Source organism: Curtobacterium sp. MCBA15_008, assembly GCF_001865065.1.
GTDB lineage: Bacteria > Actinomycetota > Actinomycetes > Actinomycetales > Microbacteriaceae > Curtobacterium.
This window is the reverse complement of the sequence record NZ_MJGN01000012.1, coordinates 140,824-163,523: the sequence shown is the minus strand read 5'-3', so window position 1 is coordinate 163,523 and position 22,700 is coordinate 140,824. Positions and strand designations below refer to the sequence as shown.

Annotated in this window: 23 protein-coding genes; 22 read left to right on the top strand and 1 reads right to left on the bottom strand. The window is 70.4% G+C overall.

Annotated features, from left to right (window positions below; translation table 11 throughout):
• Nucleotides 1–134: 134 nt before the first annotated feature.
• The 8 genes from BIU96_RS06625 to prmC all read left to right on the top strand — a co-directional run bounded on the left by BIU96_RS06625 (nt 135) and on the right by prmC (nt 10,318).
• Nucleotides 135–890 carry a DUF2993 domain-containing protein gene (locus BIU96_RS06625; RefSeq protein ID WP_071291800.1) on the top strand — a complete coding sequence of 252 codons (756 nt, stop codon included), beginning with the start codon at nt 135–137 and terminating at the stop codon, nt 888–890.
• Nucleotides 891–948: 58 nt separating this feature from the next.
• Nucleotides 949–2,352 carry a diaminopimelate decarboxylase gene (lysA, locus tag BIU96_RS06620; RefSeq protein WP_071291799.1) on the top strand — a complete coding sequence of 468 codons (1,404 nt, stop codon included), beginning with the start codon at nt 949–951 and terminating at the stop codon, nt 2,350–2,352.
• A 45-nt stretch (nt 2,353–2,397) separates the two neighbouring features.
• Complete coding sequence (locus BIU96_RS06615) at nt 2,398–3,705, top strand: homoserine dehydrogenase (protein WP_071291798.1); 1,308 nt, start codon at nt 2,398–2,400, stop codon at nt 3,703–3,705.
• Between the two features lie 52 nt (nt 3,706–3,757).
• Entirely contained in the window at nt 3,758–4,837 is a 1,080-nt protein-coding gene (gene thrC, locus BIU96_RS06610; protein ID WP_071291797.1) for a threonine synthase, read from the top strand.
• 101 nt (nt 4,838–4,938) lie between these two features.
• On the top strand, nt 4,939–5,880 hold the full coding sequence (thrB, locus tag BIU96_RS06605) for a homoserine kinase (RefSeq protein WP_071291867.1): 942 nt from the start codon (nt 4,939–4,941) through the stop codon (nt 5,878–5,880).
• A 197-nt stretch (nt 5,881–6,077) separates the two neighbouring features.
• Complete coding sequence (gene rho, locus BIU96_RS06600) at nt 6,078–8,342, top strand: transcription termination factor Rho (RefSeq protein ID WP_071291796.1); 2,265 nt, start codon at nt 6,078–6,080, stop codon at nt 8,340–8,342.
• 3 nt (nt 8,343–8,345) lie between these two features.
• Nucleotides 8,346–9,428, top strand: coding sequence for a peptide chain release factor 1 (gene prfA / locus BIU96_RS06595; RefSeq protein ID WP_071291795.1), 1,083 nt, complete (start codon nt 8,346–8,348; stop codon nt 9,426–9,428).
• Between the two features lie 17 nt (nt 9,429–9,445).
• Nucleotides 9,446–10,318, top strand: coding sequence for a peptide chain release factor N(5)-glutamine methyltransferase (prmC, locus tag BIU96_RS06590; protein ID WP_071291794.1), 873 nt, complete (start codon nt 9,446–9,448; stop codon nt 10,316–10,318).
• Between the two features lie 36 nt (nt 10,319–10,354).
• Here the strand turns inward: prmC and BIU96_RS06585 are convergent, their stop codons facing one another.
• Entirely contained in the window at nt 10,355–11,008 is a 654-nt protein-coding gene (locus BIU96_RS06585) for an HAD family phosphatase (protein ID WP_175477474.1), read from the bottom strand.
• A gap of 37 nt (nt 11,009–11,045) precedes the next feature.
• Between BIU96_RS06585 and BIU96_RS06580 the strand changes: the two genes are divergently transcribed.
• The 14 genes from BIU96_RS06580 (at nt 11,046) to BIU96_RS06515 (ending at nt 22,700) form a co-directional block, all read left to right on the top strand.
• Nucleotides 11,046–11,720: an L-threonylcarbamoyladenylate synthase gene (locus tag BIU96_RS06580; protein WP_071291792.1), complete on the top strand. Its 675-nt coding sequence runs from the start codon at nt 11,046–11,048 to the stop codon at nt 11,718–11,720.
• Nucleotides 11,717–12,943, top strand: a complete 1,227-nt coding sequence (locus BIU96_RS06575; RefSeq protein ID WP_071291791.1) for an MraY family glycosyltransferase — start codon at nt 11,717–11,719, stop codon at nt 12,941–12,943. Before BIU96_RS06580 ends, BIU96_RS06575 begins: the two co-directional genes overlap by 4 nt.
• Nucleotides 12,940–13,419, top strand: coding sequence for a hypothetical protein (locus BIU96_RS06570; RefSeq protein WP_254786002.1), 480 nt, complete (start codon nt 12,940–12,942; stop codon nt 13,417–13,419). The genes BIU96_RS06575 and BIU96_RS06570 overlap by 4 nt, the downstream gene beginning before the upstream one ends.
• A 152-nt stretch (nt 13,420–13,571) precedes the next feature.
• Nucleotides 13,572–14,384 carry a F0F1 ATP synthase subunit A gene (gene atpB / locus BIU96_RS06565; RefSeq protein WP_071291865.1) on the top strand — a complete coding sequence of 271 codons (813 nt, stop codon included), beginning with the start codon at nt 13,572–13,574 and terminating at the stop codon, nt 14,382–14,384.
• Between the two features lie 67 nt (nt 14,385–14,451).
• On the top strand, nt 14,452–14,694 hold the full coding sequence (gene atpE / locus BIU96_RS06560) for an ATP synthase F0 subunit C (protein WP_017885749.1): 243 nt from the start codon (nt 14,452–14,454) through the stop codon (nt 14,692–14,694).
• 9 nt (nt 14,695–14,703) lie between these two features.
• Nucleotides 14,704–15,258, top strand: a complete 555-nt coding sequence (locus BIU96_RS06555) for a F0F1 ATP synthase subunit B (protein ID WP_071291790.1) — start codon at nt 14,704–14,706, stop codon at nt 15,256–15,258.
• Between the two features lie 2 nt (nt 15,259–15,260).
• Nucleotides 15,261–16,055, top strand: a complete 795-nt coding sequence (locus BIU96_RS06550) for a F0F1 ATP synthase subunit delta (RefSeq protein WP_071291789.1) — start codon at nt 15,261–15,263, stop codon at nt 16,053–16,055.
• 107 nt (nt 16,056–16,162) lie between these two features.
• Entirely contained in the window at nt 16,163–17,791 is a 1,629-nt protein-coding gene (atpA, locus tag BIU96_RS06545; protein WP_071291788.1) for a F0F1 ATP synthase subunit alpha, read from the top strand.
• Nucleotides 17,792–18,694 (top strand): F0F1 ATP synthase subunit gamma, encoded by a 903-nt coding sequence (locus BIU96_RS06540; protein ID WP_071291787.1) that lies wholly within the window; start codon nt 17,792–17,794, stop codon nt 18,692–18,694.
• 47 nt (nt 18,695–18,741) lie between these two features.
• Nucleotides 18,742–20,196: a F0F1 ATP synthase subunit beta gene (gene atpD / locus BIU96_RS06535; protein ID WP_065959250.1), complete on the top strand. Its 1,455-nt coding sequence runs from the start codon at nt 18,742–18,744 to the stop codon at nt 20,194–20,196.
• Between the two features lies 1 nt (nt 20,197).
• The gene (locus BIU96_RS06530) at nt 20,198–20,461 is read left to right on the top strand and encodes a F0F1 ATP synthase subunit epsilon (protein ID WP_027465776.1); all 264 of its coding nucleotides are present in this window, start codon (nt 20,198–20,200) and stop codon (nt 20,459–20,461) included.
• Entirely contained in the window at nt 20,458–21,231 is a 774-nt protein-coding gene (locus tag BIU96_RS06525; RefSeq protein ID WP_368072967.1) for a YaaA family protein, read from the top strand. The genes BIU96_RS06530 and BIU96_RS06525 overlap by 4 nt, the downstream gene beginning before the upstream one ends.
• Nucleotides 21,232–21,358: 127 nt before the next feature.
• Nucleotides 21,359–21,916 (top strand): hypothetical protein, encoded by a 558-nt coding sequence (locus tag BIU96_RS06520; protein ID WP_071291785.1) that lies wholly within the window; start codon nt 21,359–21,361, stop codon nt 21,914–21,916.
• 55 nt (nt 21,917–21,971) lie between these two features.
• Entirely contained in the window at nt 21,972–22,700 is a 729-nt protein-coding gene (locus tag BIU96_RS06515) for a hypothetical protein (RefSeq protein WP_071291784.1), read from the top strand.

The following is a 22,700-nucleotide window of genomic DNA, read 5'->3' as shown; positions in this document are numbered from 1 at the left end:
GGTTCGATGTCGTGTTCTTGGTTCGAAGCGGCGCCCCCCGCCCCGCGGGCGCCCCGCGCCCGGCGCGACGCGCGCGCCGGGGCCGACCCGCGCCTCCAGGCCCGCTGCCGGGGGACCCTGGCAAGGTGGGACGCATGTCCGCCGCCACCGAGCCCACCCGGAAGCGCCGCCGCTGGCCCGTCGTCCTCATCGTCGTCGTGGTCGTGCTGGCCGTGCTCGTGGTCGTCGCCGAGTTCGTCCTGCGCGGCGTCGTCGACCGCATGATCGCCCAGCAGGTCGAGCAGTCGCTGCCCGACGGTGCGACCGGCCAGGTCGAGGCGCACGCGAACGGCGTCGTCATCCCGCAGCTCGTCGCCGGGTCCCTCGACGACGTCGAGATCTCGTCCGAGAAGCTGACGATCGACGGCGTCCCGCTCGCCGCCGACGTCACCGCGCACGACGTCCCCATCGACGGCAAGGGCGACGTCCGCGACGTCGACGGACACGTCACGCTCGCCTCGTCGAGCGTCAAGGACCTGGCGAAGTACAGCCCGCTGTTCGACCGGCTCAGCCTGGCCGACGGCGGCGTCGAGCTGTCCGGCAAGACCGCGGTGCTCGGCTACGACATCACCTACGCGGCGAAGGGCGCCGTCGTCGCGCAGGACGACGGCAAGGGCATCACCATCACGCCGAAGACGGTGCGGATCACCAACTCGTCGCTCGGCCTCAAGGTCGACTCGATCCCGGGCGTCACGAACGTGCCGGTCGAGGTCTGCACCGCCCGGTTCCTGCCGTCGCAGCTGCGGGTGCGCTCGCTCGACATCTCGTCGTCCGAGGCGTCCGTCCGGGTCACGGCCGACTCGCTGCCGCTCAACGAGCAGGGGCTGCAGACGGTCGGCAAGTGCTCGTAGCCGACGAGGCGCGTAACGCGGCCTGGAGGCACGGCTCGGCTCGGTAGGATCGGGTCCCGTGAGCGAGAACCCCCTTGCCCCGCAGCGACTGCGGTTCCCGACGGACCCGTCCGCGCTCGAGGCGCGCATCTGGCCCGCGTCCGCGACGCGCACCGACGACGGCGAGCTCGCCGTCGGCGGGCTGACCGCGTCCGACCTGGTGGCGCAGTACGGGTCGCCCCTCTACGTGGTGGACGAACGTGACGTGCAGTCGCGGGCGGTCCGTGTCCGCAACGCCTTCACCGAGGCGTTCGAGCGCATCGGCACCCGAGCGCACGTCTACTACGCCGCCAAGGCCTTCCTGACGACGCACGTCGCCCGGTGGATGACCGACGCCGACCTCCGACTCGACGTCTGCACCGCCGGTGAACTCGAGGTGGCGCTGGCCGGGGGAGCGGACCCGGCGATGCTGGGCTTCCACGGCAACGACAAGTCCGACGCCGAGATCGCCCGCGCGGTCGAGGTCGGCCTCGGCACGATCGTCCTGGACAGCCACGAGGAGATCCAGCGCGTCGCGCGTGCCGCGGCCGCCGCCAGGGTCGTGCAGCGCGTGCGGATCCGGATCAACAGCGGGGTCCACGCCTCGACGCACGACTACCTCGCCACCGCGCGTGAGGACCAGAAGTTCGGCATCCCGCTGTCCGAGGCGGTCGACGCCGCGGCCGAGGTCCGGGCCCAGCCGTCCCTGGCGTTCGTCGGGCTGCACTCCCACATCGGCTCGCAGATCTTCGACGAGTCCGGCTTCCGTGAAGCAGCACGACGCCTGATGGACGTGCACGCGACCCTCGTGGCGTCCGGGCCGGTGCCGGAGCTCAACCTCGGCGGCGGCTGGGGCATCGACTACACCGAGGCCGACTCCGCCTTCGCGCCGGAGGACGTCGCCGAGGCGCTCGCGACCATCGTGGCCGATGCCTGCGCCGAGCGGGGCATCCCGGTCCCCGAGGTCGCGGTGGAGCCGGGGCGGTACATCGTCGGTCCCCCCGGGATCACGCTCTACCGGGTCGGCACGATCAAGCCCGTGACGCTGGAGTCCCCGGAGCACGAGTCCGCCACCCGCACGTACGTCTCGGTCGACGGCGGGATGAGCGACAACGTCCGCCCGGCCCTGTACGGCGCCGACTACACCGCACGGCTCGCCCGCACCTCGGACGCCCCGGCCGTGCTCACCCGCGTCGTCGGGAAGCACTGCGAGAGCGGCGACATCGTGGTGAACGACGAGTACCTGCCCGGCGACGTGCACCGCGGCGACCTGCTCGCCGTGGCCGCGACGGGCGCCTACTGCTGGAGCCTCGCGAGCAACTACAACCACGTGGGCCGCCCGCCCGTCGTCGCCGTCGCCGACGGTGCAGCCCGTATCCTCGTCCGGGGCGAGTCGATCGACGACCTCCTCGCCCGCGACACCGGGGTCGTGCCCGGGGCCTGACGCCCGCGGCCACGACCCGATCCCCACGAACAGGACCCGCACCAGATGATCGAATACCGCAACGTCCGCGTCGCGCTGCTCGGAGCCGGCTCGGTCGGTTCCCAGGTCGCGCGGCTGCTCCTCGAGCACGGTGACGAGCTGGCCTCGCGCGCCGGTGCCGGCCTCGAGCTCGTGGGGATCGCCGTCCGCGACCTCGACGCCAAGCGCGACGTCGACCTGCCGGCGGAGCTCTTCACGACGGACGCGGAATCCCTGATCCTCGGCGCGGACATCGTCGTCGAGCTGATCGGCGGCATCGAGCCCGCACGCACGCTCGTGCTGCAGGCGCTGCAGTCCGGCGCGGACGTCGTGACCGGCAACAAGGCGCTCCTCGCGACGCACGGACCGGAGCTCTTCGCCGCGGCGGAGCAGGTCGGCGCCCAGCTCTACTACGAGGCGGCCGTCGCCGGGGCGATCCCGATCATCCGCCCGCTGCACGACTCGCTCGCGGGCGACCGCATCGTGCGCATCATGGGCATCGTCAACGGCACCACGAACTTCATCCTCGACCTGATGGACCGGGAGGGCGCGACCTTCGAGGACGCCCTCGCGACCGCGACGGAGCTCGGGTACGCCGAAGCCGACCCGACCGCCGACGTCGAGGGATACGACGCCGCGCAGAAGGCCGCGATCCTGGCCTCGCTCGCGTTCCACACCTCCGTGCCGCTCGCCGCCGTCCACCGCGAGGGCATCACCTCGGTGACGATCGAGCAGGTCCGGGCCGCACGCAAGGCCGGGTACGTCGTGAAGATCCTGGCGACCGCCGAGCGGCTCACCGACGAGGACGGCACCGAGGGTGTCAGCGCCCGCGTGTACCCGGCCCTCGTGCCCGAGTCGCACCCCCTGGCCAGCGTCCACGGCGCGAAGAACGCCGTGTTCGTCGAGGCCGAGGCCGCGGGCGACCTGATGTTCTACGGCGCCGGTGCCGGCGGTGTCGAGACCGCCTCGGCCGTCCTCGGCGACCTGGTGTCGGCCGCCCGTCGCCACGTCATCGGCGGCCCCGGTGTCGCCGAGTCGACGCAGGGCGCGCTGCCCGTCTTCCCGATCGGCACGGTCCGCACCCGGTACCAGATCACGCTGCACGTCGCGGACGCCCCCGGGGTGCTCTCCACCGTCGCCGGCGTGCTCGCGAAGCACGGCGTCAGCGTCGAGACCGTCGAGCAGACCGTCGCCTCCGGAGCGGACGCCACGGCGACGCTCGTGATCGGCACGCACCTCGCCCGCGAGTCCGACCTGGCGAACACCGTGGTGGCGCTCCGCAACGAGGACGTCGTCGTGGAGATCACGAGCGTGCTCCGCGTCGTCGGCGCCTGACCGTCCGGTCCCCGACCCACCCCCGACTGCAACACCGAACAAGGAGAGCCTCATGGCCCACCAGTGGCAGGGAGTCCTGCGCGAGTACGCCGACCGACTCGACGTGACCGAGGCGACGCCCGTCGTCACGCTCGGTGAGGGCGGGACCCCGCTCATCCCCGCGCGGCGGCTGTCCGAGCGCACCGGCGCCGAGGTCTACGTCAAGTTCGAGGGCATGAACCCGACGGGCTCCTTCAAGGACCGCGGCATGACGATGGCGATCTCGAAGGCCGTCGAACACGGCGCGAAGGCCGTCATCTGCGCGTCGACGGGCAACACCAGTGCGTCGGCCGCCGCCTACGCGACCCACGCCGGCATCACCGCCGCGGTGCTCGTGCCCGAGGGCAAGATCGCGATGGGCAAGCTCAGCCAGGCCGTCGCCCACGACGCCCAGCTGCTGCAGGTGCAGGGCAACTTCGACGACTGCCTCGACATCGCGCGCGACCTCGCCGCGAACTACCCGGTGCACCTGGTCAACTCCGTCAACAACGACCGCATCGAGGGGCAGAAGACCGCCGCGTTCGAGGTCGTCGACGTGCTCGGCGACGCACCGGACTTCCACTTCCTGCCCGTCGGCAACGCCGGCAACTACACGGCGTACTCCCGCGGCTACCGCGAGGACGTCGCCGCAGGCCGCACCACGAAACTCCCGCGCATGTTCGGCTTCCAGGCCGCCGGTTCGGCCCCGATCGTCCGTGGCGAGGTCGTCAAGCACCCCGACACGATCGCCTCGGCGATCCGTATCGGCAACCCCGCGTCGTGGCAGTTCGCGCTCGAGGCCCGTGACGAGACCGACGGCTACTTCGGCGCCATCTCGGACGAGGCGATCCTCGCCGCGCACCACATCCTCTCCGCCGAGGTCGGCGTCTTCGTCGAGCCCGCCTCCGCCATCGGCGTGGCCGGACTCCTCGAGCGTGCCGACGCCGGGGTCGTGCCGAAGGGTGCGAGGGTCGTCATCACGGTCACCGGCCACGGCCTGAAGGACCCGCAGTGGGCGCTCCGCACGCAGGACGGCGGCGAGGTCACCCCGACGAGCGTGCCGGTCGACACGGCGTCGATCGCGGACGTCCTCGGACTGGTCGCAGCCCGGTGAGCCACGACCGTTCGTCCGGACCGGGGGCGGGCCTGACCGCCCACGACGCTGTACCGGCCGGACGGGCGGTCCGCGCGGTGCCGGCCGGGCGCGCGGTGCGCGTGCTGCCGGCCGGTCGGGCGGTGCGCGTGCGTGTGCCGGCCACCTCCGCGAACCTCGGGCCGGGCTTCGACTCGCTCGGCCTCGCCCTCTCGCTCTACGACGAGGTCGTCGTCCGCGTCCGCCCGGAGCCCGGCGCGACCGTCACGGTCGACGGCGTCGGTGCGGGTGAGGTCGCGACCGACGACACCAACCTGGTCGTCCGCGCGGTCCGCCGCGGACTCGAGCACGCCGGTGTCGCGCAGCCCGGTCTGGAGCTGCACGCCGTGAACGCCATCCCGCACGGCCGCGGGATGGGGTCGTCCGCCGCCGCGATCGTCGCCGGCTTGATGGCCGCCCGTGGGCTGCTCGAGGGCGTCGTCGACCTCGACGCCTCGACCCTCCTGACCCTCGCGACCGAGATGGAGGGGCACCCGGACAACGTGGCGCCCGCGCTGTTCGGCGGACTGACCATCGCGTGGATGACCGCCGAGGGGCCCGCGTACAAGCGGCTCCTGGTGCACCGCGGTGTCTCGCCGGTCGTGTTCGTGCCGACGTCGACACTCTCCACGAAGCTCGCGCGGTCCCTGCAGCCGGCGAGCGTCCCGCACGCCGACGCCGCGTTCAACGTGTCGCGCTCGGCCCTGCTCGTCGCGGCGCTCATCCAGAGCCCGGAGCTCCTGCTCGCCGCGACCGAGGACCGCCTGCACCAGGCGTACCGGGCGAGCGCGATGCCGGAGACGGACGCGCTCATCGGGTTGCTCCGGCAGGAGGGGCTCGCCGCCGTGGTGTCCGGCGCCGGACCGAGCCTGCTGGTCCTCGGGAGCGACCCCGCGCAGCGCCTGACCGCGGCGGAGCTGGTCGCGCGGCACGGGGTCTCCGACTGGCGGCCGCTCATGCTGGCCGTCGATCTGGGTGGTGCTACAGTGGTGCCGCACTCGGCGCTCGAAGCCGAACTCGCGTAGGCAGAACCCACGTCGGCAACAGGATCCCTCCTCGCCACGAGGACCAGTTCTCGCCACGTCGGGTCCGGTGCGCGGGGGCACATCTCTTTCTGATCACCGAATCCCGGTCCGTCGTCTGAACGACGGTCGATGCATACCCGTGCATCCGGGACGGTGGAAACTCTCCGCGTTCTGCGGTTCGAAAGGAAACACCGATCTTGACCAACAACGACTCCACCCAGGTGGAGATCCCCAGCGACCTGCGCGCCCTCCGTCTCCCGGAACTCCAGCGCATCGCCTCCTCGCTCGGCATCACCGGGCTCTCCAAGCTCCGCAAGGGCGACCTGATCGCCTCCATCGAGGACAAGCGTCCGGCGACGGACGACGGGGCGCCCGCCGACGCCGCAGCGACTGCTGCAGCGCCGACCGCCGCGGCCCCGACCGCTGCGGCGCCCACCGAGCAGCCGACGCTCCCCGAGCCCGCCGAGGCGCCGGCTGCAACCGCTGCCGACGACGCCGTGACCGCGGCCGAGCCGGAGCAGCCCGCGACGTCGCGTGCCCGCCGCTCCCGCCGTGCCTCGTCCGGCGGCACCGTGAGCGCCGCGCCGACGTCGGCCGCCGAGCACACGAACCACGCGCAGACCGGCACCGAAGACCTCCTCGCCGGCCTCGACCAGGTCCGCGCCGAGAAGGACGCCCAGGAAGCAGCCCAGACGGGTGGCCAGCGTCGTGGCCGCGGCCAGCGCGGTGCCCAGGGCGCCGAGCAGCAGGAGCAGCCTGAGCAGCAGGAGCAGGCCGCTCCGCAGCAGGACCGCCGCGACCGCCGTGACCAGCAGGCTCAGGGCGAGTCCGCCGAGCAGGGCACCGACGCGTCGGACGACAACGACCAGAACGACCAAAACGACCAGAACGACCAGAACGGCGAGGGTGGTTCGCGTCGCGGCCGTCGCAGCCGCGGTCGTGGCCGTGGGCGTGGCCAGAACGCCGAGAACGGCGAGCAGGGCGGCGACCAGAACGGTCAGCAGAACGGCGGCCAGCAGAACGCGCAGCAGAGCGGCGGTCAGCAGAACGCCGGCCAGCAGAACGGCAAGGCGCAGCAGGCCGAGCAGAAGCAGGGCCAGCAGCAGGGCCAGCAGGCGAACGGCCAGCAGGACGACAAGTCCGAGCCGAAGCAGCAGAACGGTCAGCAGAAGCAGACCCAGCAGCAGAAGCAGCAGCAGGCTGCCGAAGAGGCCGAGAGCGGGCGCAGCCGTCGCCAGCGCGACCGCAAGCGCGGCCGTGGCGGGCAGAACGACGAGTTCGAGCCGGAGATCACCGAGGACGACGTCCTCATCCCGATCGCGGGCATCCTCGACGTCCTCGACAACTACGCCTTCGTCCGCACGACCGGCTACCTGCCGGGGCCGAACGACGTCTACGTCTCCCTCGGCCAGGTGAAGAAGTACCACCTCCGCAAGGGCGACGCCGTCGTCGGTTCGATCAAGCAGCCGCGGGACAACGAGCAGCAGAGCCGTCAGAAGTACAACGCGCTCGTCAAGGTCGACTCGGTGAACGGGCAGACCGCAGAAGAAGCCGCCGCGCGCGTCGACTTCCAGGACCTCACGCCGCTGTACCCGAACGAGCGTCTCCGCCTCGAGACCGAGCCGGGCAAGCTCAGCACCCGGATCATCGACCTCGTGTCGCCGATCGGCAAGGGCCAGCGCGGCCTGATCGTGTCCCCGCCGAAGGCCGGCAAGACCGTCGTGCTCCAGGCCATCGCGAACGCGGTCGCCAAGAACAACCCCGAGGCGCACCTCATGGTCGTCCTCGTGGACGAGCGCCCCGAAGAGGTCACCGACATGCAGCGCTCGGTGAAGGGCGAGGTCATCGCTTCGACCTTCGACCGGCCGGCAGAGGACCACACGACCGTCGCCGAGCTCGCCATCGAGCGTGCGAAGCGCCTGGTCGAGCTCGGGCACGACGTCGTCCTGCTCCTCGACTCGATCACCCGCCTGGGTCGCGCCTACAACCTGGCGACGCCGGCCTCCGGTCGCGTGCTGTCCGGTGGTGTCGACTCTGCGGCCCTGTACCCGCCGAAGCGCTTCTTCGGCGCCGCGCGCAACATCGAGGACGGCGGCTCGCTGACCATCCTCGCGACGGCGCTCGTCGAGACCGGGTCGAAGATGGACGAGGTGATCTTCGAGGAGTTCAAGGGCACCGGCAACATGGAGCTCCGCCTCAACCGTCACCTGGCCGACAAGCGGATCTTCCCGGCCGTCGACGTCAACGCCTCCGGCACCCGTCGCGAGGAGCAGCTGCTCTCCGCCGACGAGGTCAAGATCACCTGGCGTCTGCGCCGAGCCCTCGCCGGGCTCGACCCGCAGCAGGCCCTCGAGATCGTCCTGCGGAACCTCAAGGAGACGCAGTCGAACGTCGAGTTCCTGGTGCAGGTGCAGAAGTCGGTCCCGACGACCGGCGGCCACCACAACGGCCACCAGGAGTAACGCGTGTTCGAGTCGGTGGCAGGGCTGCTGGCGGAACACGAGGACCTGACGCAGCAGCTGTCGGACCCCGCGCTCCACGCCGATGCGGCCCGGGCGAAGAAGGTGAACCGGCGGTACGCCGAGCTCAACCAGATCAAGTCCGCGTACGAGTCCTGGAAGGCGGCGGGGGACGACCTCGCCGCCGCCCAGGAGCTCGCCCGTGAGGACGAGGCGTTCGCGGACGAGGTCCCGGCGCTCGAGGAGCAGCTGTCGGAGCGCCAGGAGCGTCTCCGCCGGCTGCTCATCCCGCGCGACCCCGACGACGGGCGCGACGTGATCATGGAGATCAAGGGCGGTGAGGGCGGCGAGGAGTCGGCGCTCTTCGCGGCCGACCTCCTGCGCATGTACTCGCACTACGCCGAGTCCAAGGGCTGGAAGATCGAGATGCTCGAGCGCACCGAGTCCGACCTCGGTGGCTACAAGGACGTGCAGGTCGCGATCAAGTCGAACACGACCGACCCGTCCCAGGGCGTCTGGGCGCACCTGAAGTACGAGGGCGGTGTGCACCGTGTCCAGCGTGTGCCGCAGACCGAGTCGCAGGGGCGCATCCACACCTCGACCACCGGCGTGCTGGTGTTCCCCGAGGTGGACGAGCCCGAAGAGGTCCAGATCAACCAGAACGACCTGAAGATCGACGTCTACCGGTCCTCCGGCCCCGGCGGGCAGTCCGTCAACACGACGGACTCCGCGGTCCGCATCACGCACCTGCCCACGGGCATCACGGTCGCGATGCAGAACGAGAAGTCCCAGCTGCAGAACCGCGAGGCCGGCATGCGCGTCCTACGTGCGCGCATCCTCGCGCGCCAGCAGGAGGAGCTCGACGCGATCGCCTCGGACGCGCGCAAGTCGCAGATCCGCGGGATGGACCGTTCGGAGCGCATCCGCACGTACAACTTCCCGGAGAACCGCATCGCGGACCACCGCACCGGGTACAAGGCGTACGACCTCGACCGCGTCATGAACGGTGCGCTCGAGCCCGTCGTCCAGTCCGCCATCCAGGCGGACGAAGAGGCACGTCTGGCCGCCATCGGCGACCAGGACGCCTAGGCCTGGAGGCACGGCTCCTGTCCGACAGTGATCCCACGTTCGCCGCGGATCGCCTCCTCAGGGAGGCGACCGCGGCGCTCGGTGCATCCGGCGTGCCGACGCCACAGGTGGACGCCGAGCTCCTGCTCGCCTGGGCGACGGACACGTCGCGCGGCGCCGTGCAGGCCCGGGCGCTCACCGGCGGCGCGATCGCCGCCGAGCACGTCGAGCGCTTCCGGCACGCCGTCGCCCGACGTGCCACGCGTGAGCCGCTGCAGCACATCACCGGCGAGGCCCACTTCCGGATGCTGACCCTCGCGGTCGGGCCCGGGGTGTTCGTCCCGCGGCCCGAGACCGAGGGCGTCGTGCAGTTCGGCATCGACGCGCTCCGCTCGGTCGCGGTGGCCGAACCGGTCGCCGTCGACCTGGGGTCCGGCAGCGGTGCCATCGCGATCGCCATGGACACCGAGGTGCCGAACGCCGTCGTGTACGCCGTGGAGCGGTCGCCCGAGGCCCTGCCCTGGACCCGTCGGAACGTCGACGCCCACGGTGGGACGGTCCGCCTCGTCGAGGGCGACCTGGGCGACGCGCTGCCCGAGCTCGACGGCAGCGTGTCCGTCGTGGTCTCGAACCCGCCGTACGTGCCCGACGACGCGGTGCCGATCGATCCCGAGGTCCGTGACCACGACCCGGCGATGGCGCTCTACGGCGGGCCGGACGGTCTCGACGCCGTCCGTGCCCTGGCCGAGACCGCGTGGCGGTTGCTCGTGCCCGGGGGAGTCCTCGTCATCGAGCACGCCGAGCAGCAGGGCGCCGGCGTCCGTGCCGTGCTCGCGCGCCGGGGGTTCCGCACCCCGGAGACGCACGTCGACCTGACCGGACGCGACCGCACGACCACCGCGACGCGCTAGGCGGAGCCGAGCCGCGCCTCCAGGCCGTCGGGTCGTCTACGCGACGGGGGCCGCAGCGCGTTCCTGCGCCGCGACGAACGCGCGCACCTCGTCGCGGAGGTCGGTGTCGCGCTCGACGAGCACGGCGTGGATGCCGACGCTCCGCGCGCCCGCGATGTTCTCGGGCATGTCGTCGGCGAAGAACGTGCGCTCGGCGGGGACGCCGTGGTGCGCGAGGGCGCGACGGAAGACCTCGGGCTCGGGCTTCCGGGCGCCGAAGTTGCTCGACGTGTCGAGGTGCTCGCCGAACAGGGGCGGGAGCGACGGTGCCCAGCGGTGGATCCAGCGGCCGGCGAGCGGACCGTTGTTCGTGAGGAGCCCGACGCGGCCGTGCTCGCTCGCGATCCGGACCGCCTCGATCCGCTCGGGCAGCTCGGTCATTGCCGAGCCACGGATCCGCGCCCACTCGGCCTCGGGCACGTCGCAGCCCATCGCCCGCTCGAACGCGGCGAGGTACTCGTCGCCGTCCGCGAACCCACCGGCCTCGGCGCGCTGCTCGTTGCCGCAGTCCCACCAGCGTCGCCGGAGCTCCTGGAACTCGTGTCCGGTGAACTCGGAGAGCGCGGCCATCCGCACCTTCCAGTCGTACCGGACCAGGACGTCGTCCATGTCGAAGAGGAACAGGAGCGGGGGCGCGGAGGTCTCGTTCACGATGTCCTCCATTGTGTCGCACTATCATCGTCGAGTCATGGCATCCCGATACGACTGCACCGACTCCGACGGGCTCCTGACCGGGATGCGGCTCGCACGTGCCGCGCTCGGGCGCGGAGAACTCGTCGTCGTCCCCACCGACACCGTCTACGGCGTGGCCGCCGACGCCTTCAGCGCGGCTGCTGTCCAGCGTCTCCTCGACGCGAAGGGCCGCACGCGCCAGTCGCCGCCGCCGGTCCTCATCCCCGGTCCGCCCACCCTCGAGGCGCTCGCGAGCGACATCCCGCAGCCGGTGCGCGACCTGGTCGACGAGTTCTGGCCCGGCGGCCTCACCGTGATCCTCCGCGCCCAGCCGTCGCTCGACTGGGACCTCGGCGAGACCCGGGGCACGGTGGCCCTGCGGATGCCGGACTCCCGGATCGCGCTCGAGCTCCTGCAGGAGGTGGGGCCGCTCGCGGTCTCCTCCGCGAACTCCACCGGCGACCCCGCGGCGATGGACGTCGACCAGGCCGAGGCGATGCTCGGCGACAGCGTCGCGGTCTACCTCGACGGCGGCCCGCTCGACGTGCACGAGGGCTTCGCGGCATCGACGGGGTCCACGATCGTCGACGCGACCGGACTGTCCGACGGCGGCAAGCTCCGCATCGTCCGGCACGGCGTGGTCTCCGACGACGACATCACCCGGGTCGTCGGGGCCGACCTCGTCGGATGAAGTACTACCTGCTCGCGGGGGCCATCGCCGCCGTCGTGAGCTTCTGCGTCAGCTGGATCGTGTGGAAGCTGGGGTTGAAGTACAAGTGGTACCCGAAGGTCCGCGAGCGCGACGTGCACCGCACGCCGACGCCACGGCTCGGCGGCATCGCGATGTACCTCGGCGTGATCGTGTCCCTGCTCGCCGCCTGGTTCCTCTTCCCCTCCATCGCGGGGACCGACTACTTCCGGCTCGTGTTCGCCGAGCCGAACCGCGTCCTGGCCGTGCTCGGCGGGGCGACGATCATCGTGGTGCTCGGTGTCGCCGACGACATCTGGGATCTCGACTGGATGACGAAGCTCGCGGGGCAGATCATCGCCGCGGGAATCCTGGCGTGGCAGGGCGTGGCGATCGTCTCCCTGCCGATCGGCAACACGCTCGGCGTCGGCTCGTCCTACATGAGCCTGATCTTCACCGTGCTGGCGGTGGTGCTCGTGATGAACGCGGTGAACTTCATCGACGGCCTGGACGGCCTGGTCGCGGGGGTCGCGATCATCGCCGGCGGGGTGTTCTTCCTCTACACGTTCTTCATCAACCGCGTGGTCGTGCAGACGGAGTTCTTCTTCAACCTGCCGTCCCTGCTCACGGCGGTGCTCGTCGGCGCCTGCTTCGGCTTCCTCATCCTGAACTGGCACCCCGCGAAGCTGTTCATGGGTGACGCCGGGGCGCTGCTGGTCGGGTTCCTGATGGCGACGAGCGCGGTCTCCGTGACGGGCAACATCGACCCCGCCGCGGTGCAGACACGCCAGGCGCTCCTGCCGGCCTTCATCCCGATCCTGCTGCCGTTCGCGATCCTGATCGTGCCGATCCTCGACTTCGGGCTCGCCGTCACCCGGCGGCTCAGCGCGGGCAAGTCGCCGTTCTCGGCCGACCGGAAGCACCTGCACCACCGCCTGCTCGACATGGGGCACTCGCACTTCCACGCGGTGCTCATCTTCTACGCGTGGACGGCGACGGTCGCCGTCGGCTGCCTGCTGTTCCTCTTCGTGGACTGGTACTGGGTGGTCGTCTTCGTCGCCGTCGGGTTCACCGTGTGCGCCGTCGCCACCTTCGCGCCGCTCGGCCGGAAGCGCGCCGAGTTCGCCGCGCAGGTCGCCACCCGCTCCACCACCGTGGTGGACGCCAGCCTCGACCCGCTCGACCGGGCCGCCAACGACCGCTCGATCCCAGGAGACATCACGTGACCGCACCGAACGCGCTCGACCACGTCCGGCCGGTGTTCCGCCGCATCATCACCTGGGGGGCCGTCCTCGCGGTCGGACTCGCCGTCGTCGGGGGAGTGATCGGCCTGCTCGTGGCCGGCGGTCCCGGACTCGTCGGCGGCCTGCTCGGGGCCGTCCTCAGCGTGGTGTTCCTCGGCCTGACGGCGGTGAGCGTCCTCGTCGCCCTGCGGGTCTCGAAGGGGCAGATGATCTCCGGTGCGTTCTTCGGCATCGTGATGGGCACCTGGCTTCTGAAGTTCATCGTCTTCATCGTGGTGCTCGTCCTGCTGCGGGACCGCGACTGGGTGGACTTCCCGGTGCTCGCGATCGTGATCATCGCCGGGGTCGTCGGCTCGCTCGTGATCGACGTCGTCGCCGTGGCCAAGGCCCGCATCCCGATCGGGGTGTCCCTGCCCGGAGACTCCGCTTCTCCTGAGAAGGACGCACCCCGCAACTGAGAGACCGGGAAGGCTCTCGCACCTGATAGGCTTCTCGGAGTCCGCGTCCGGAGCAATGCTCGGAGCGGACGAGCCTCCACAACGTCCACCATCGCGTGCCATGCGTGCGCGCGCCGACACAGGAGACAGCGCTGCTATCCCACGCTCTTCCCCTGTCCCTCACCGCTGCGGCTAACACCGTTGCGGCGGGGAGCAGCAAGGCCGCCGAGTTCCATGGTCCGTCGATCAACGAGTTCTTCCCGGATGCGATCTTCTTCGCGGGGACGCCCTTCGAGATCGATCGGCTCGTCATCATCCGCTTCGTCGCCGTCGCGGTCCTGCTGCTGATCGGCGTCATCGGGACCCGTTCGCTCAAGCTCGTGCCCGGCCGCGGCCAGGCGCTCATCGAGTACGCGTTCGACGTCGTCCGCCGGAACACCTTCGACAACCTGGGGGAGAAGGACGGCAAGCGGTTCCTGCCGATCCTCGCCACGATCTTCTTCTCCGTGCTGTTCCTGAACCTCACGGGTCTGATCCCCGGGTTCAACTTGCAGGGCACCAGCCGTATCGCGTACCCGATGATCCTCGCGGCCGTCGCGTACATCGCGTTCATCTACGCGGGCCTGCGGAAGCACCCCGGCGCGTTCCTCCGGAACGCCCTCTTCCCGCCCGGCGTGCCGTGGCCGCTCTACATCATCGTGACGCCGATCGAGCTCGTCTCGACCTTCGTGCTCCGTCCGGTGACGCTGACGCTGCGACTCCTGATGAACATGGTCGTCGGCCACCTGCTGCTCGTCCTGTTCTTCGCTGCGACGCAGTTCTTCTTCTTCGACAGCGAAGGCCTGTTCAAGCTCTTCGGCGTCGGGACGCTCGCGTTCGGCATCGCGTTCAGCTTCTTCGAGATCCTGGTCGCGCTGCTGCAGGCCTACGTCTTCATGCTGCTGACCGCTGTGTACATCCAGCTCGCGCTGGCTGACGAGCACTGATCAACGACCTGTACTGACCCCCAATACGGCACGGCATCCGCCGGGCCGCATCTCGAAAGGAAAACACGTGGACGCAACGACCGTTCTCGCGGAGATCAACGGCAACATCGCGACCGTGGGCTACGGCCTCGCAGCGATCGGTCCGGCCATCGGCGTGGGCATCGTCGTCGGCAAGACGATCGAGTCCGTCGCTCGCCAGCCGGAGCTCCAGGGCCGCCTGACGACCCTCATGTACATCGGTATCGCCTTCACCGAGGCCCTCGCCTTCATCGGCATCGCCACGTACTTCATCTTCACCGGCACCAACTAAGGCCACTCGATGCAGAACGCACTCATCATCGCGGCGGAGGAGACGCACAGTCCCCTCGTCCCGCCGCTGTACGACATCGTCTGGTCGCTGGTCGCGTTCATCGTCATCCTGCTGGTCTTCTGGCGGGTCATCATCCCGCGGATCACGAAGATGCTCGACGAGCGCACCGAGGCCATCGAAGGTGGCATCAAGAAGGCCGAGGCTGCTCAGGAGCAGGCCGCGGCTGCGCTCGACGAGTACAACAAGCAGCTCGCCGAGGCACGTGCCGAGGCGTCGCGGATCCGTGAGCAGGCCCGCGCCGACGCGAACGCGATCGGCAACGAGCTGCGCGAGCAGGCACAGGCCGATGCAGCACGCATCACCGCCAACGCCCAGGCGCAGATCGAGGCCGAGCGTCAGAGCGCTGTCCAGTCGCTGCGGAGCGAGGTGGGCACCCTCGCCCTCGACCTCGCCTCCGGTGTGATCGGGGAGTCCCTCAAGGACGACGCCAAGTCGACCGCGGTCGTGGACCGGTTCCTCGCCGACCTCGAGGCCTCGCAGGCCACGAAGACGGGGGAGCACTGAGCATGCGCAGCGCCACCAGGGAAGCACTGGCGTCCACGAGGGCGGTGCTCGTCGACCTCGGCGGGTCGGCCGACCTTGCCGCCGGTGCCGAGATCCTCGCCGCAGGGCGTGCGATCGCCGGTGCGCCGCAGCTGCTCGGTCTGCTGTCCGACCCGACGGCCGACCCGGCCGGCAAGAAGGTGGTCGTCGACCGCGTCTTCGCCGGTCAGTCGGTCGCGACGCGTGCGGTCCTGACCGCGGTGGCCGGCTCGCGCTGGTCCTCGCACCAGGACGTGCTCGTCGGTATCGAGGACGCGGGCATCCGCGCCGTCGCCGCCACCGCCCCGTCGGACGTCTCCCTCGAGTCCGAGCTGTTCTCCTTCGAGTCCGCCGTCCGTTCGGACGCCGACCTCGAGCTGGCGCTGGGCACCAAGCTCGGCAGCCCGGCTGAGAAGAGCGCGCTCGTCGAGCGTCTGCTCGGCGGCAAGGCCTCGGCGCAGACGATCACGATCCTGTCGCACCTCGTGCAGCAGCCCCGTGGTCGCCGCATCGGTGAACTCGTCCGCGATGCCTCGCGCATCGTGGCCGAGCAGGCGGACAAGCTCGTCGCGACGGTCATCACCGCCACCCCCCTCTCCGCAGGCCAGGCGGCTCGTGTCGCCCGCGGCCTCGGCGAGAAGTACGGCAAGGACATCAGCATCAACCACGTGGTCGACCCCTCGGTCGTCGGCGGGGTCCGGGTGCAGATCGGCGGCGACGTCATCGACGGCACCGTCGCCACGCGTCTCTCGGAGCTCCGGCTCCAGCTCGCCGGCTGAGCGTACGGTCGAAGCCGCCCCTCCCAAGTCCACAACGGGAACTGCCGAGTCAGGCAGCATCACCCTCTCGGAGCCTGACGGCCCCGGAAACCAACAAGGAAAATCCCATGGCAGACATCACCATCAGCCCCGATGAGATCCGTGATGCCCTGAAGGACTTCGTCTCGAACTACGAGCCGACGAAGGCCTCCACGGCCGAGGTCGGGCACGTCATCGACGCCGGCGACGGCATCGCGCACGTCGAGGGCCTCCCCGGCGTCATGGCGAACGAGCTCATCCGCTTCGAGGACGGCACGCTCGGCCTCGCGCAGAACCTCGACGAGGACTCGATCGGCGCCATCGTGCTCGGCGAGTTCGCCGGTGTCGAAGAGGGCCAGGAAGTCACGCGTACCGGCGAGGTCCTCTCGGCCCCCGTCGGCGACGGCTTCCTCGGTCGCGTCGTCGACCCGCTCGGCGCCCCGATCGACGGTCTCGGCGAGATCCCGGCCGAGGGTCGTCGTGCCCTCGAGCTCCAGGCCCCCGGCGTCATGTCGCGCAAGTCGGTCCACGAGCCGCTGCAGACCGGCATCAAGGCCATCGACGCGATGATCCCCGTCGGCCGCGGTCAGCGTCAGCTGATCATCGGCGACCGCCAGACCGGCAAGACGGCCATCGCGATCGACACGATCATCAACCAGAAGGCCAACTGGGAGTCGGGCGACGAGGACAAGCAGGTTCGCTGTATCTACGTCGCCATCGGTCAGAAGGGCTCCACGATCGCCTCCGTCAAGGGTGCGCTCGAGGACGCCGGCGCGATGGAGTACACCACCATCGTCGCCGCCCCGGCCTCCGACCCGGCCGGCTTCAAGTACCTCGCCCCGTACACCGGTTCGGCCATCGGCCAGCACTGGATGTACCAGGGCAAGCACGTCCTGATCATCTTCGATGACCTGTCGAAGCAGGCCGAGGCCTACCGCGCCGTGTCGCTCCTCCTCCGTCGTCCGCCGGGCCGCGAGGCCTACCCGGGTGACGTCTTCTACCTGCACTCCCGTCTGCTGGAGCGTTGCGCGAAGCTGTCCGACGAGCTCGGCGCCGGCTCGATGACGGGTCTCCCGATCATCGAGACCAAGGCGAACGACGTCTCGGCGTACATCCCGACGAACGTCATCTCCATCACCGACGGCCAGATCTTCCTGCAGTCGGACCTCTTCAACGCGAACCAGCGTCCGGCCGTCGACGTGGGCATCTCGGTGTCCCGCGTCGGTGGTGACGCGCAGGTGAAGTCGATCAAGAAGGTCTCCGGCACGCTGAAGCTCGAGCTGGCGCAGTACCGCTCGCTCGAGGCGTTCGCGATGTTCGCGTCCGACCTCGACCAGGCGTCGCGTCGCCAGCTGGACCGTGGTGCCCGCCTGACCGAGCTCCTCAAGCAGCCGCAGTACTCGCCGTACCCGGTCGAGGAGCAGGTCGTCTCCATCTGGGCCGGCACGAACGGCAAGCTCGACACCGTCCCGGTGCCGGACGTGCTCCGCTTCGAGTCCGAGCTGCTCGACCACCTGCGTCGCAACTCCGACGTCCTCACGACGCTGCGCGAGACCAACCAGCTCAGCGACGACACGGTCTCGGAGCTGTCGAAGCAGATCGACGAGTTCACGAAGAGCTTCCAGACGAGCGACGGCAAGACCCTCGGCTCCGAGCAGTTCGACGCTGCCGACGCCGAGGACGTCGACCAGGAGCAGATCGTCAAGGGTCGTCGCTAGATGGCAGCGCAGGTCCGGGTCTACCGACAGCGAATCAAGTCCGCGAAGACCACGAAGAAGGTCACTCGCGCGATGGAACTGATCTCGGCGTCGCGGATCCAGAAGGCGCAGGCCCGCATGGCTGCGTCCGGCCCGTACTCGCGAGCCGTGACGCGTGCGGTGTCCGCCGTGGCGACGTTCTCGAACGTCGACCACGTGCTGACCACCGAGCCGGAGTCGTCGACGCGGGCAGCCGTCGTGCTGTTCACGTCGGACCGGGGCCTGAACGGCGCGTTCAGCACCAACGTCCTCAAGCAGGGCGAGGAGCTCGCCTCCCTGCTCCGCAGCGAGGGCAAGGACGTCGTGTTCTACCTGGTCGGGCGCAAGTCCGTCGGGTACTTCGCGTTCCGTGAGCGTGCGTCGGAGCAGCAGTGGGTCGGCAACACCGACCAGCCGGAGTTCTCGACGGCCAAGGAGATCGGCGACGCCGTCGTGGCGAAGTTCCTCCAGGACACCGCAGAGGGCGGCGTGGACGAGATCCACATCGTCTTCAACCGCTTCCTCAGCCTGGCGACCCAGGAGCCGCAGGTCGTGCGCCTGCTCCCGCTCGAGGTCGTCGAGGGTGTCGAGGAGCCGTCGGACAACGAGCCGCTCCCGCTCTACGAGTTCGAGCCGGACGCCGATGCGGTGCTCGACTCGCTGCTCCCGGTCTACATCGAGAGCCGCATCTTCAACGCCATGCTCCAGTCGGCTGCCTCCGAGCACGCCGCCCGGCAGAAGGCGATGAAGGCGGCCAGCGACAACGCGGACTCGCTGATCCGTGACTTCACCCGACTCGCGAACAACGCGCGTCAGGCCGAGATCACGCAGCAGATCTCCGAGATCGTCGGCGGCGCCGACGCCCTCTCGTCGAAGAAGAAGTAGTCCGCGTCGTTCGCGGACAGTTACCCACCCTCAGGAAGGCACCAGCCATGACCGACACCGCAACCACCGCGGTCGAGACGTCGTCGGCGCCCGGTGTCGGCCGGATCGCCCGTGTCACGGGTCCCGTCGTCGACATCGAGTTCCCCCACGACGCAATCCCGGAGATGTACAACCTCCTGTTCACGACCATCACCATCGGTGACTCGTCGCAGGAGATCGGCCTCGAGGTCGCGCAGCACCTCGGCGACGACCTCGTCCGTGCCATCTCCCTGAAGCCGACCGACGGCCTGGTCCGTGGCCAGGAGGTCCGTGACTCGGGCGCTCCGATCTCGGTCCCCGTCGGCGACGTCACCAAGGGCAAGGTCTTCGACGTGCTGGGCAACGTGCTCAACACCGACGAGAAGCTCGAGATCACCGAGCGCTGGCCGATCCACCGCAAGGCCCCGGCCTTCGACCAGCTCGAGTCCAAGACCTCGATGTTCGAGACCGGCATCAAGTCGATCGACCTCCTCACCCCGTACGTGCAGGGTGGCAAGATCGGTCTCTTCGGTGGTGCGGGCGTCGGCAAGACCGTCCTCATCCAGGAGATGATCCAGCGCGTCGCGCAGGACCACGGCGGTGTGTCGGTGTTCGCCGGTGTCGGCGAGCGCACCCGTGAGGGCAACGACCTCATCGGCGAGATGGAAGAGGCGGGGGTCTTCGACAAGACCGCCCTCGTGTTCGGCCAGATGGACGAGCCGCCGGGAACGCGCCTCCGCGTGGCCCTGTCGGCGCTGACGATGGCGGAGTACTTCCGCGATGTCCAGAAGCAGGACGTGCTCCTCTTCATCGACAACATCTTCCGCTTCACGCAGGCCGGTTCCGAGGTCTCGACGCTGCTCGGTCGCATGCCGTCCGCGGTGGGCTACCAGCCGAACCTCGCCGACGAGATGGGTGTGCTCCAGGAGCGCATCACCTCGACGCGTGGTCACTCGATCACCTCGCTGCAGGCGATCTACGTGCCGGCTGACGACTACACCGACCCGGCGCCGGCGACCACGTTCGCGCACCTCGACGCCACCACGGAGCTCTCCCGCGAGATCGCGTCGCAGGGTCTCTACCCGGCGATCGACCCGCTGACCTCGACGTCGCGCATCATGGACCCCCGGTACCTGGGCGCCGACCACTACGAGACGGCCACGCGCGTCAAGCAGATCCTCCAGAAGAACAAGGAACTGCAGGAGATCATCGCCATCCTCGGTGTCGACGAGCTCTCCGAAGAGGACAAGATCACGGTCGAGCGCGCTCGTCGTATCCAGCAGTTCCTCTCGCAGAACACCTACATGGCGAAGAAGTTCACGGGTGTCGAGGGCTCCACGGTGCCGCTCAAGGACACCATCGAGTCCTTCCGCGCCATCGCCGACGGCGAGTTCGACCACGTTGCGACGCAGGCGTTCTTCAACGTCGGTGGCATCAACGACGTGGAAGAGAAGTGGGCGCAGATCCAGAAGGAGAACCGCTGACATGGCGGGTCTCAGCGTGAGCGTCGTCTCGGCCGACCGTGAGGTCTGGTCGGGCGACACCACCATGGTCGTCGCACGCACGACGGAGGGCCAGATCGGCATCCTCGCCGGGCACGAGCCGATGCTCGCGATCCTGGCGCAGGGTCAGGTCCGCATCACGCGGGCCGACGGCTCGACCGTCGCGGTCGACGCCGAGGACGGCTTCCTGTCGGTGGAGCACGACACGGTGACGATCGTCGCGCGGCAGGCCGCGCTGGCGTCCTGACCGGACTGACCGTCCTCCTCCCGCCTTCGGAGACGAAGCGGGAGGGCGGGGACACGGAGCACGCGCTCGATCTGCGTGCGCTGTCGTTCCCGGAACTGGCTGCAGAGCGGGCCGCGGTGATCACCGCGGCCCGCTCCGTCAGTTCCGAGGAGTCCTCGGCCCGGACGGCCCTGAAGCTCGGCCCGAAGTCGATCGAGGAGCGGTTCCGCAACCTCGTGCTCGAGACCTCCGGGACCATGCCAGCGATCGATCGGTACACCGGGGTGCTCTACGACCCGCTCGGTGCTCTCGACGCCGATCCCGCGACTCGTGCGTGGTGGTTCGAGCACGTGATCGTGCAGTCGGCGATGTTCGGACCGATCGGTGGCGGCGACCCCGTCCCCGCCTACCGCCTGTCGCACGACTCCCGGCTGGGGACGCTGCGACTGGCCGCGCACTGGCCTGCGCCGTCGTCGCGCGTGCTCGACCTCCGGACGGCCGGTGGTCTCGTGCTCGACCTCCGCTCCGAGGGGTACCGCCAGCTCGGTCCGGTGCACGGGGCGGTCGCGCCCCGGGTCGTGAGTGTCGACGGCTCCGGTCGTCGGAAGGCGCTCAACCACTGGAACAAGACGGCGAAGGGCCGCCTGGTGGCGCTGCTCGCCCGGACCGGCGCGCAGGCGTCGTCGATGCCGGACCTCGTCCGGTGGGCGTCGACGCACGGCGTGGTGCTCGAGGAACGCGACGGCGGCTGGGACCTGGTCGCCGAGAGTCTCGAGCCCGTCACCGTCTGATCCGCGGCTCGCGTTCCGCACACCGCTGACCCCACTCGTCCTCCACAGGGGCGGGTGGGGTCCGTGCGTTCCACAGATGGCTGGTGACCGCCGGCCTGGAGGCGCGTGGTGCGTTTCGATGACGTGCATGATCCCCACGACGACACGAGTCCACCCCGAAGCCGCAGTCCGGTACCCGCGCGAGATCGCGGCTGCGGTCACCCTCCGTGCGGCGTGCGCCGCCCTCGTCCGACCCGGCTCGAGCGCGCTGCCACGGCCGGCCGCCATCGCCGTCATCACGGCCTGCGGTGCCCTCGCGCCGCGCTTCGCGCTGCTCGCGTTCGTCGCGGCACGCGACGCTCCGGACCCCCGGACGGTGACGGCGTTCGACCCGTTCCACGACCCGACTCCGCCGGCGCTGCGCGGGTGCGGACCGGAGCCGGACCGTGACCGGGTGCGGATCGCGGGGGACCGGTGCGCGGAGGCGTGGCAGCGGTGGCGGGCGGACGACCTCTCCGCGGACACGGTGACCGGAGCGGCCGGTGCGCTGGCGATGGCGTCGTGGTGCGCATGGGCGCTGGGTTCGGTCGCGCGGGCACAGACCCGGGCGCAGTACGCGCTCGAGACCCGGCCGGACGACCCGCTCGCGGCCCTCGTGCTGCGATCGGTCCGTGCCCGCAGCGGTCCGGCGTGGGAGCGTCGATGAGGTCAGGCGGACCGGATCGTCTACGGTGGTGTGGACCACCCCCAGGAGGCCTCGAGTGCGCGACGACGACATCGATGACACCGTCATCCGTCGACCCGCCGTCCCGCGCTCCGACGATGCGGGGGGCGACGTGGGGGGCGACGGCGTGGACGACGCCCTCGGCGACACGGTCATCAGACCGGTGCGCGGCGGGCGTCCGGACGCATCAGCGACCGAGGACACCATCGTCCGGGTGCCAGCGCGACCCGGCGCCGGTGGCGAGACGCAGGACGGGGCCACACCGCGCCTCCCGGCCGCACCGACCGGGCCGCCCGCACCGATCGAGCCTCCGGCACCTGCGCCGGTGCGGCGGGTGCCGTCCATCCGGATCGGCGACCGTGTCCTCCCGCTCGACCGTCCCGTCATCGTCGGGCGGCGTCCCGCGCTGCCGCGGATCACGCGCGGCCCGGCCCCCGAACTCGTGACGGTCCCGTCGGCCACCGGCCAGGTGTCGTCCTCGCACGTCCTCGTGCACGCCGAGGGCGAAGCCGCCGTCGTGGACGACCTCCGATCGACCAACGGCACCGTGGTGCGTCCGGCGGGCGCAGCACCGTTCCGGATGCCGGCGGGTGCGTCGAACGTCGTCCTGACGGGTACGGTTGTCGAGATCGGAGACGGCAACGTCATCGAGGTCCTCTCGCCGCACCTGCGTGTCGCATCGTCGACGAGGGACCTCCCGCCACTTCCCCCGTGGCCCACCGATCCACCAGCCGGCCCGCCCCGAACCCCCAGAGAGCGATCCTGA

Bases quoted from the DNA above. Each gene is read 5' to 3' on its own strand.
- BIU96_RS06625 (WP_071291800.1), top strand. From the start codon at position 135: ATGTCCGCCGCCACCGAGCCCACCCGGAAGCGCCGCCGCTGGCCCGTC.
- BIU96_RS06615 (WP_071291798.1), top strand. From the start codon at position 2,398: ATGATCGAATACCGCAACGTCCGCGTCGCGCTGCTCGGAGCCGGCTCG.
- thrC (WP_071291797.1), top strand. From the start codon at position 3,758: ATGGCCCACCAGTGGCAGGGAGTCCTGCGCGAGTACGCCGACCGACTC.
- BIU96_RS06580 (WP_071291792.1), top strand. From the start codon at position 11,046: ATGGCATCCCGATACGACTGCACCGACTCCGACGGGCTCCTGACCGGG.
- BIU96_RS06575 (WP_071291791.1), top strand. From the start codon at position 11,717: ATGAAGTACTACCTGCTCGCGGGGGCCATCGCCGCCGTCGTGAGCTTC.
- BIU96_RS06555 (WP_071291790.1), top strand. From the start codon at position 14,704: ATGCAGAACGCACTCATCATCGCGGCGGAGGAGACGCACAGTCCCCTC.
- BIU96_RS06550 (WP_071291789.1), top strand. From the start codon at position 15,261: ATGCGCAGCGCCACCAGGGAAGCACTGGCGTCCACGAGGGCGGTGCTC.
- atpA (WP_071291788.1), top strand. From the start codon at position 16,163: ATGGCAGACATCACCATCAGCCCCGATGAGATCCGTGATGCCCTGAAG.
- BIU96_RS06540 (WP_071291787.1), top strand. From the start codon at position 17,792: ATGGCAGCGCAGGTCCGGGTCTACCGACAGCGAATCAAGTCCGCGAAG.
- atpD (WP_065959250.1), top strand. From the start codon at position 18,742: ATGACCGACACCGCAACCACCGCGGTCGAGACGTCGTCGGCGCCCGGT.
- BIU96_RS06530 (WP_027465776.1), top strand. From the start codon at position 20,198: ATGGCGGGTCTCAGCGTGAGCGTCGTCTCGGCCGACCGTGAGGTCTGG.
- BIU96_RS06520 (WP_071291785.1), top strand. From the start codon at position 21,359: ATGATCCCCACGACGACACGAGTCCACCCCGAAGCCGCAGTCCGGTAC.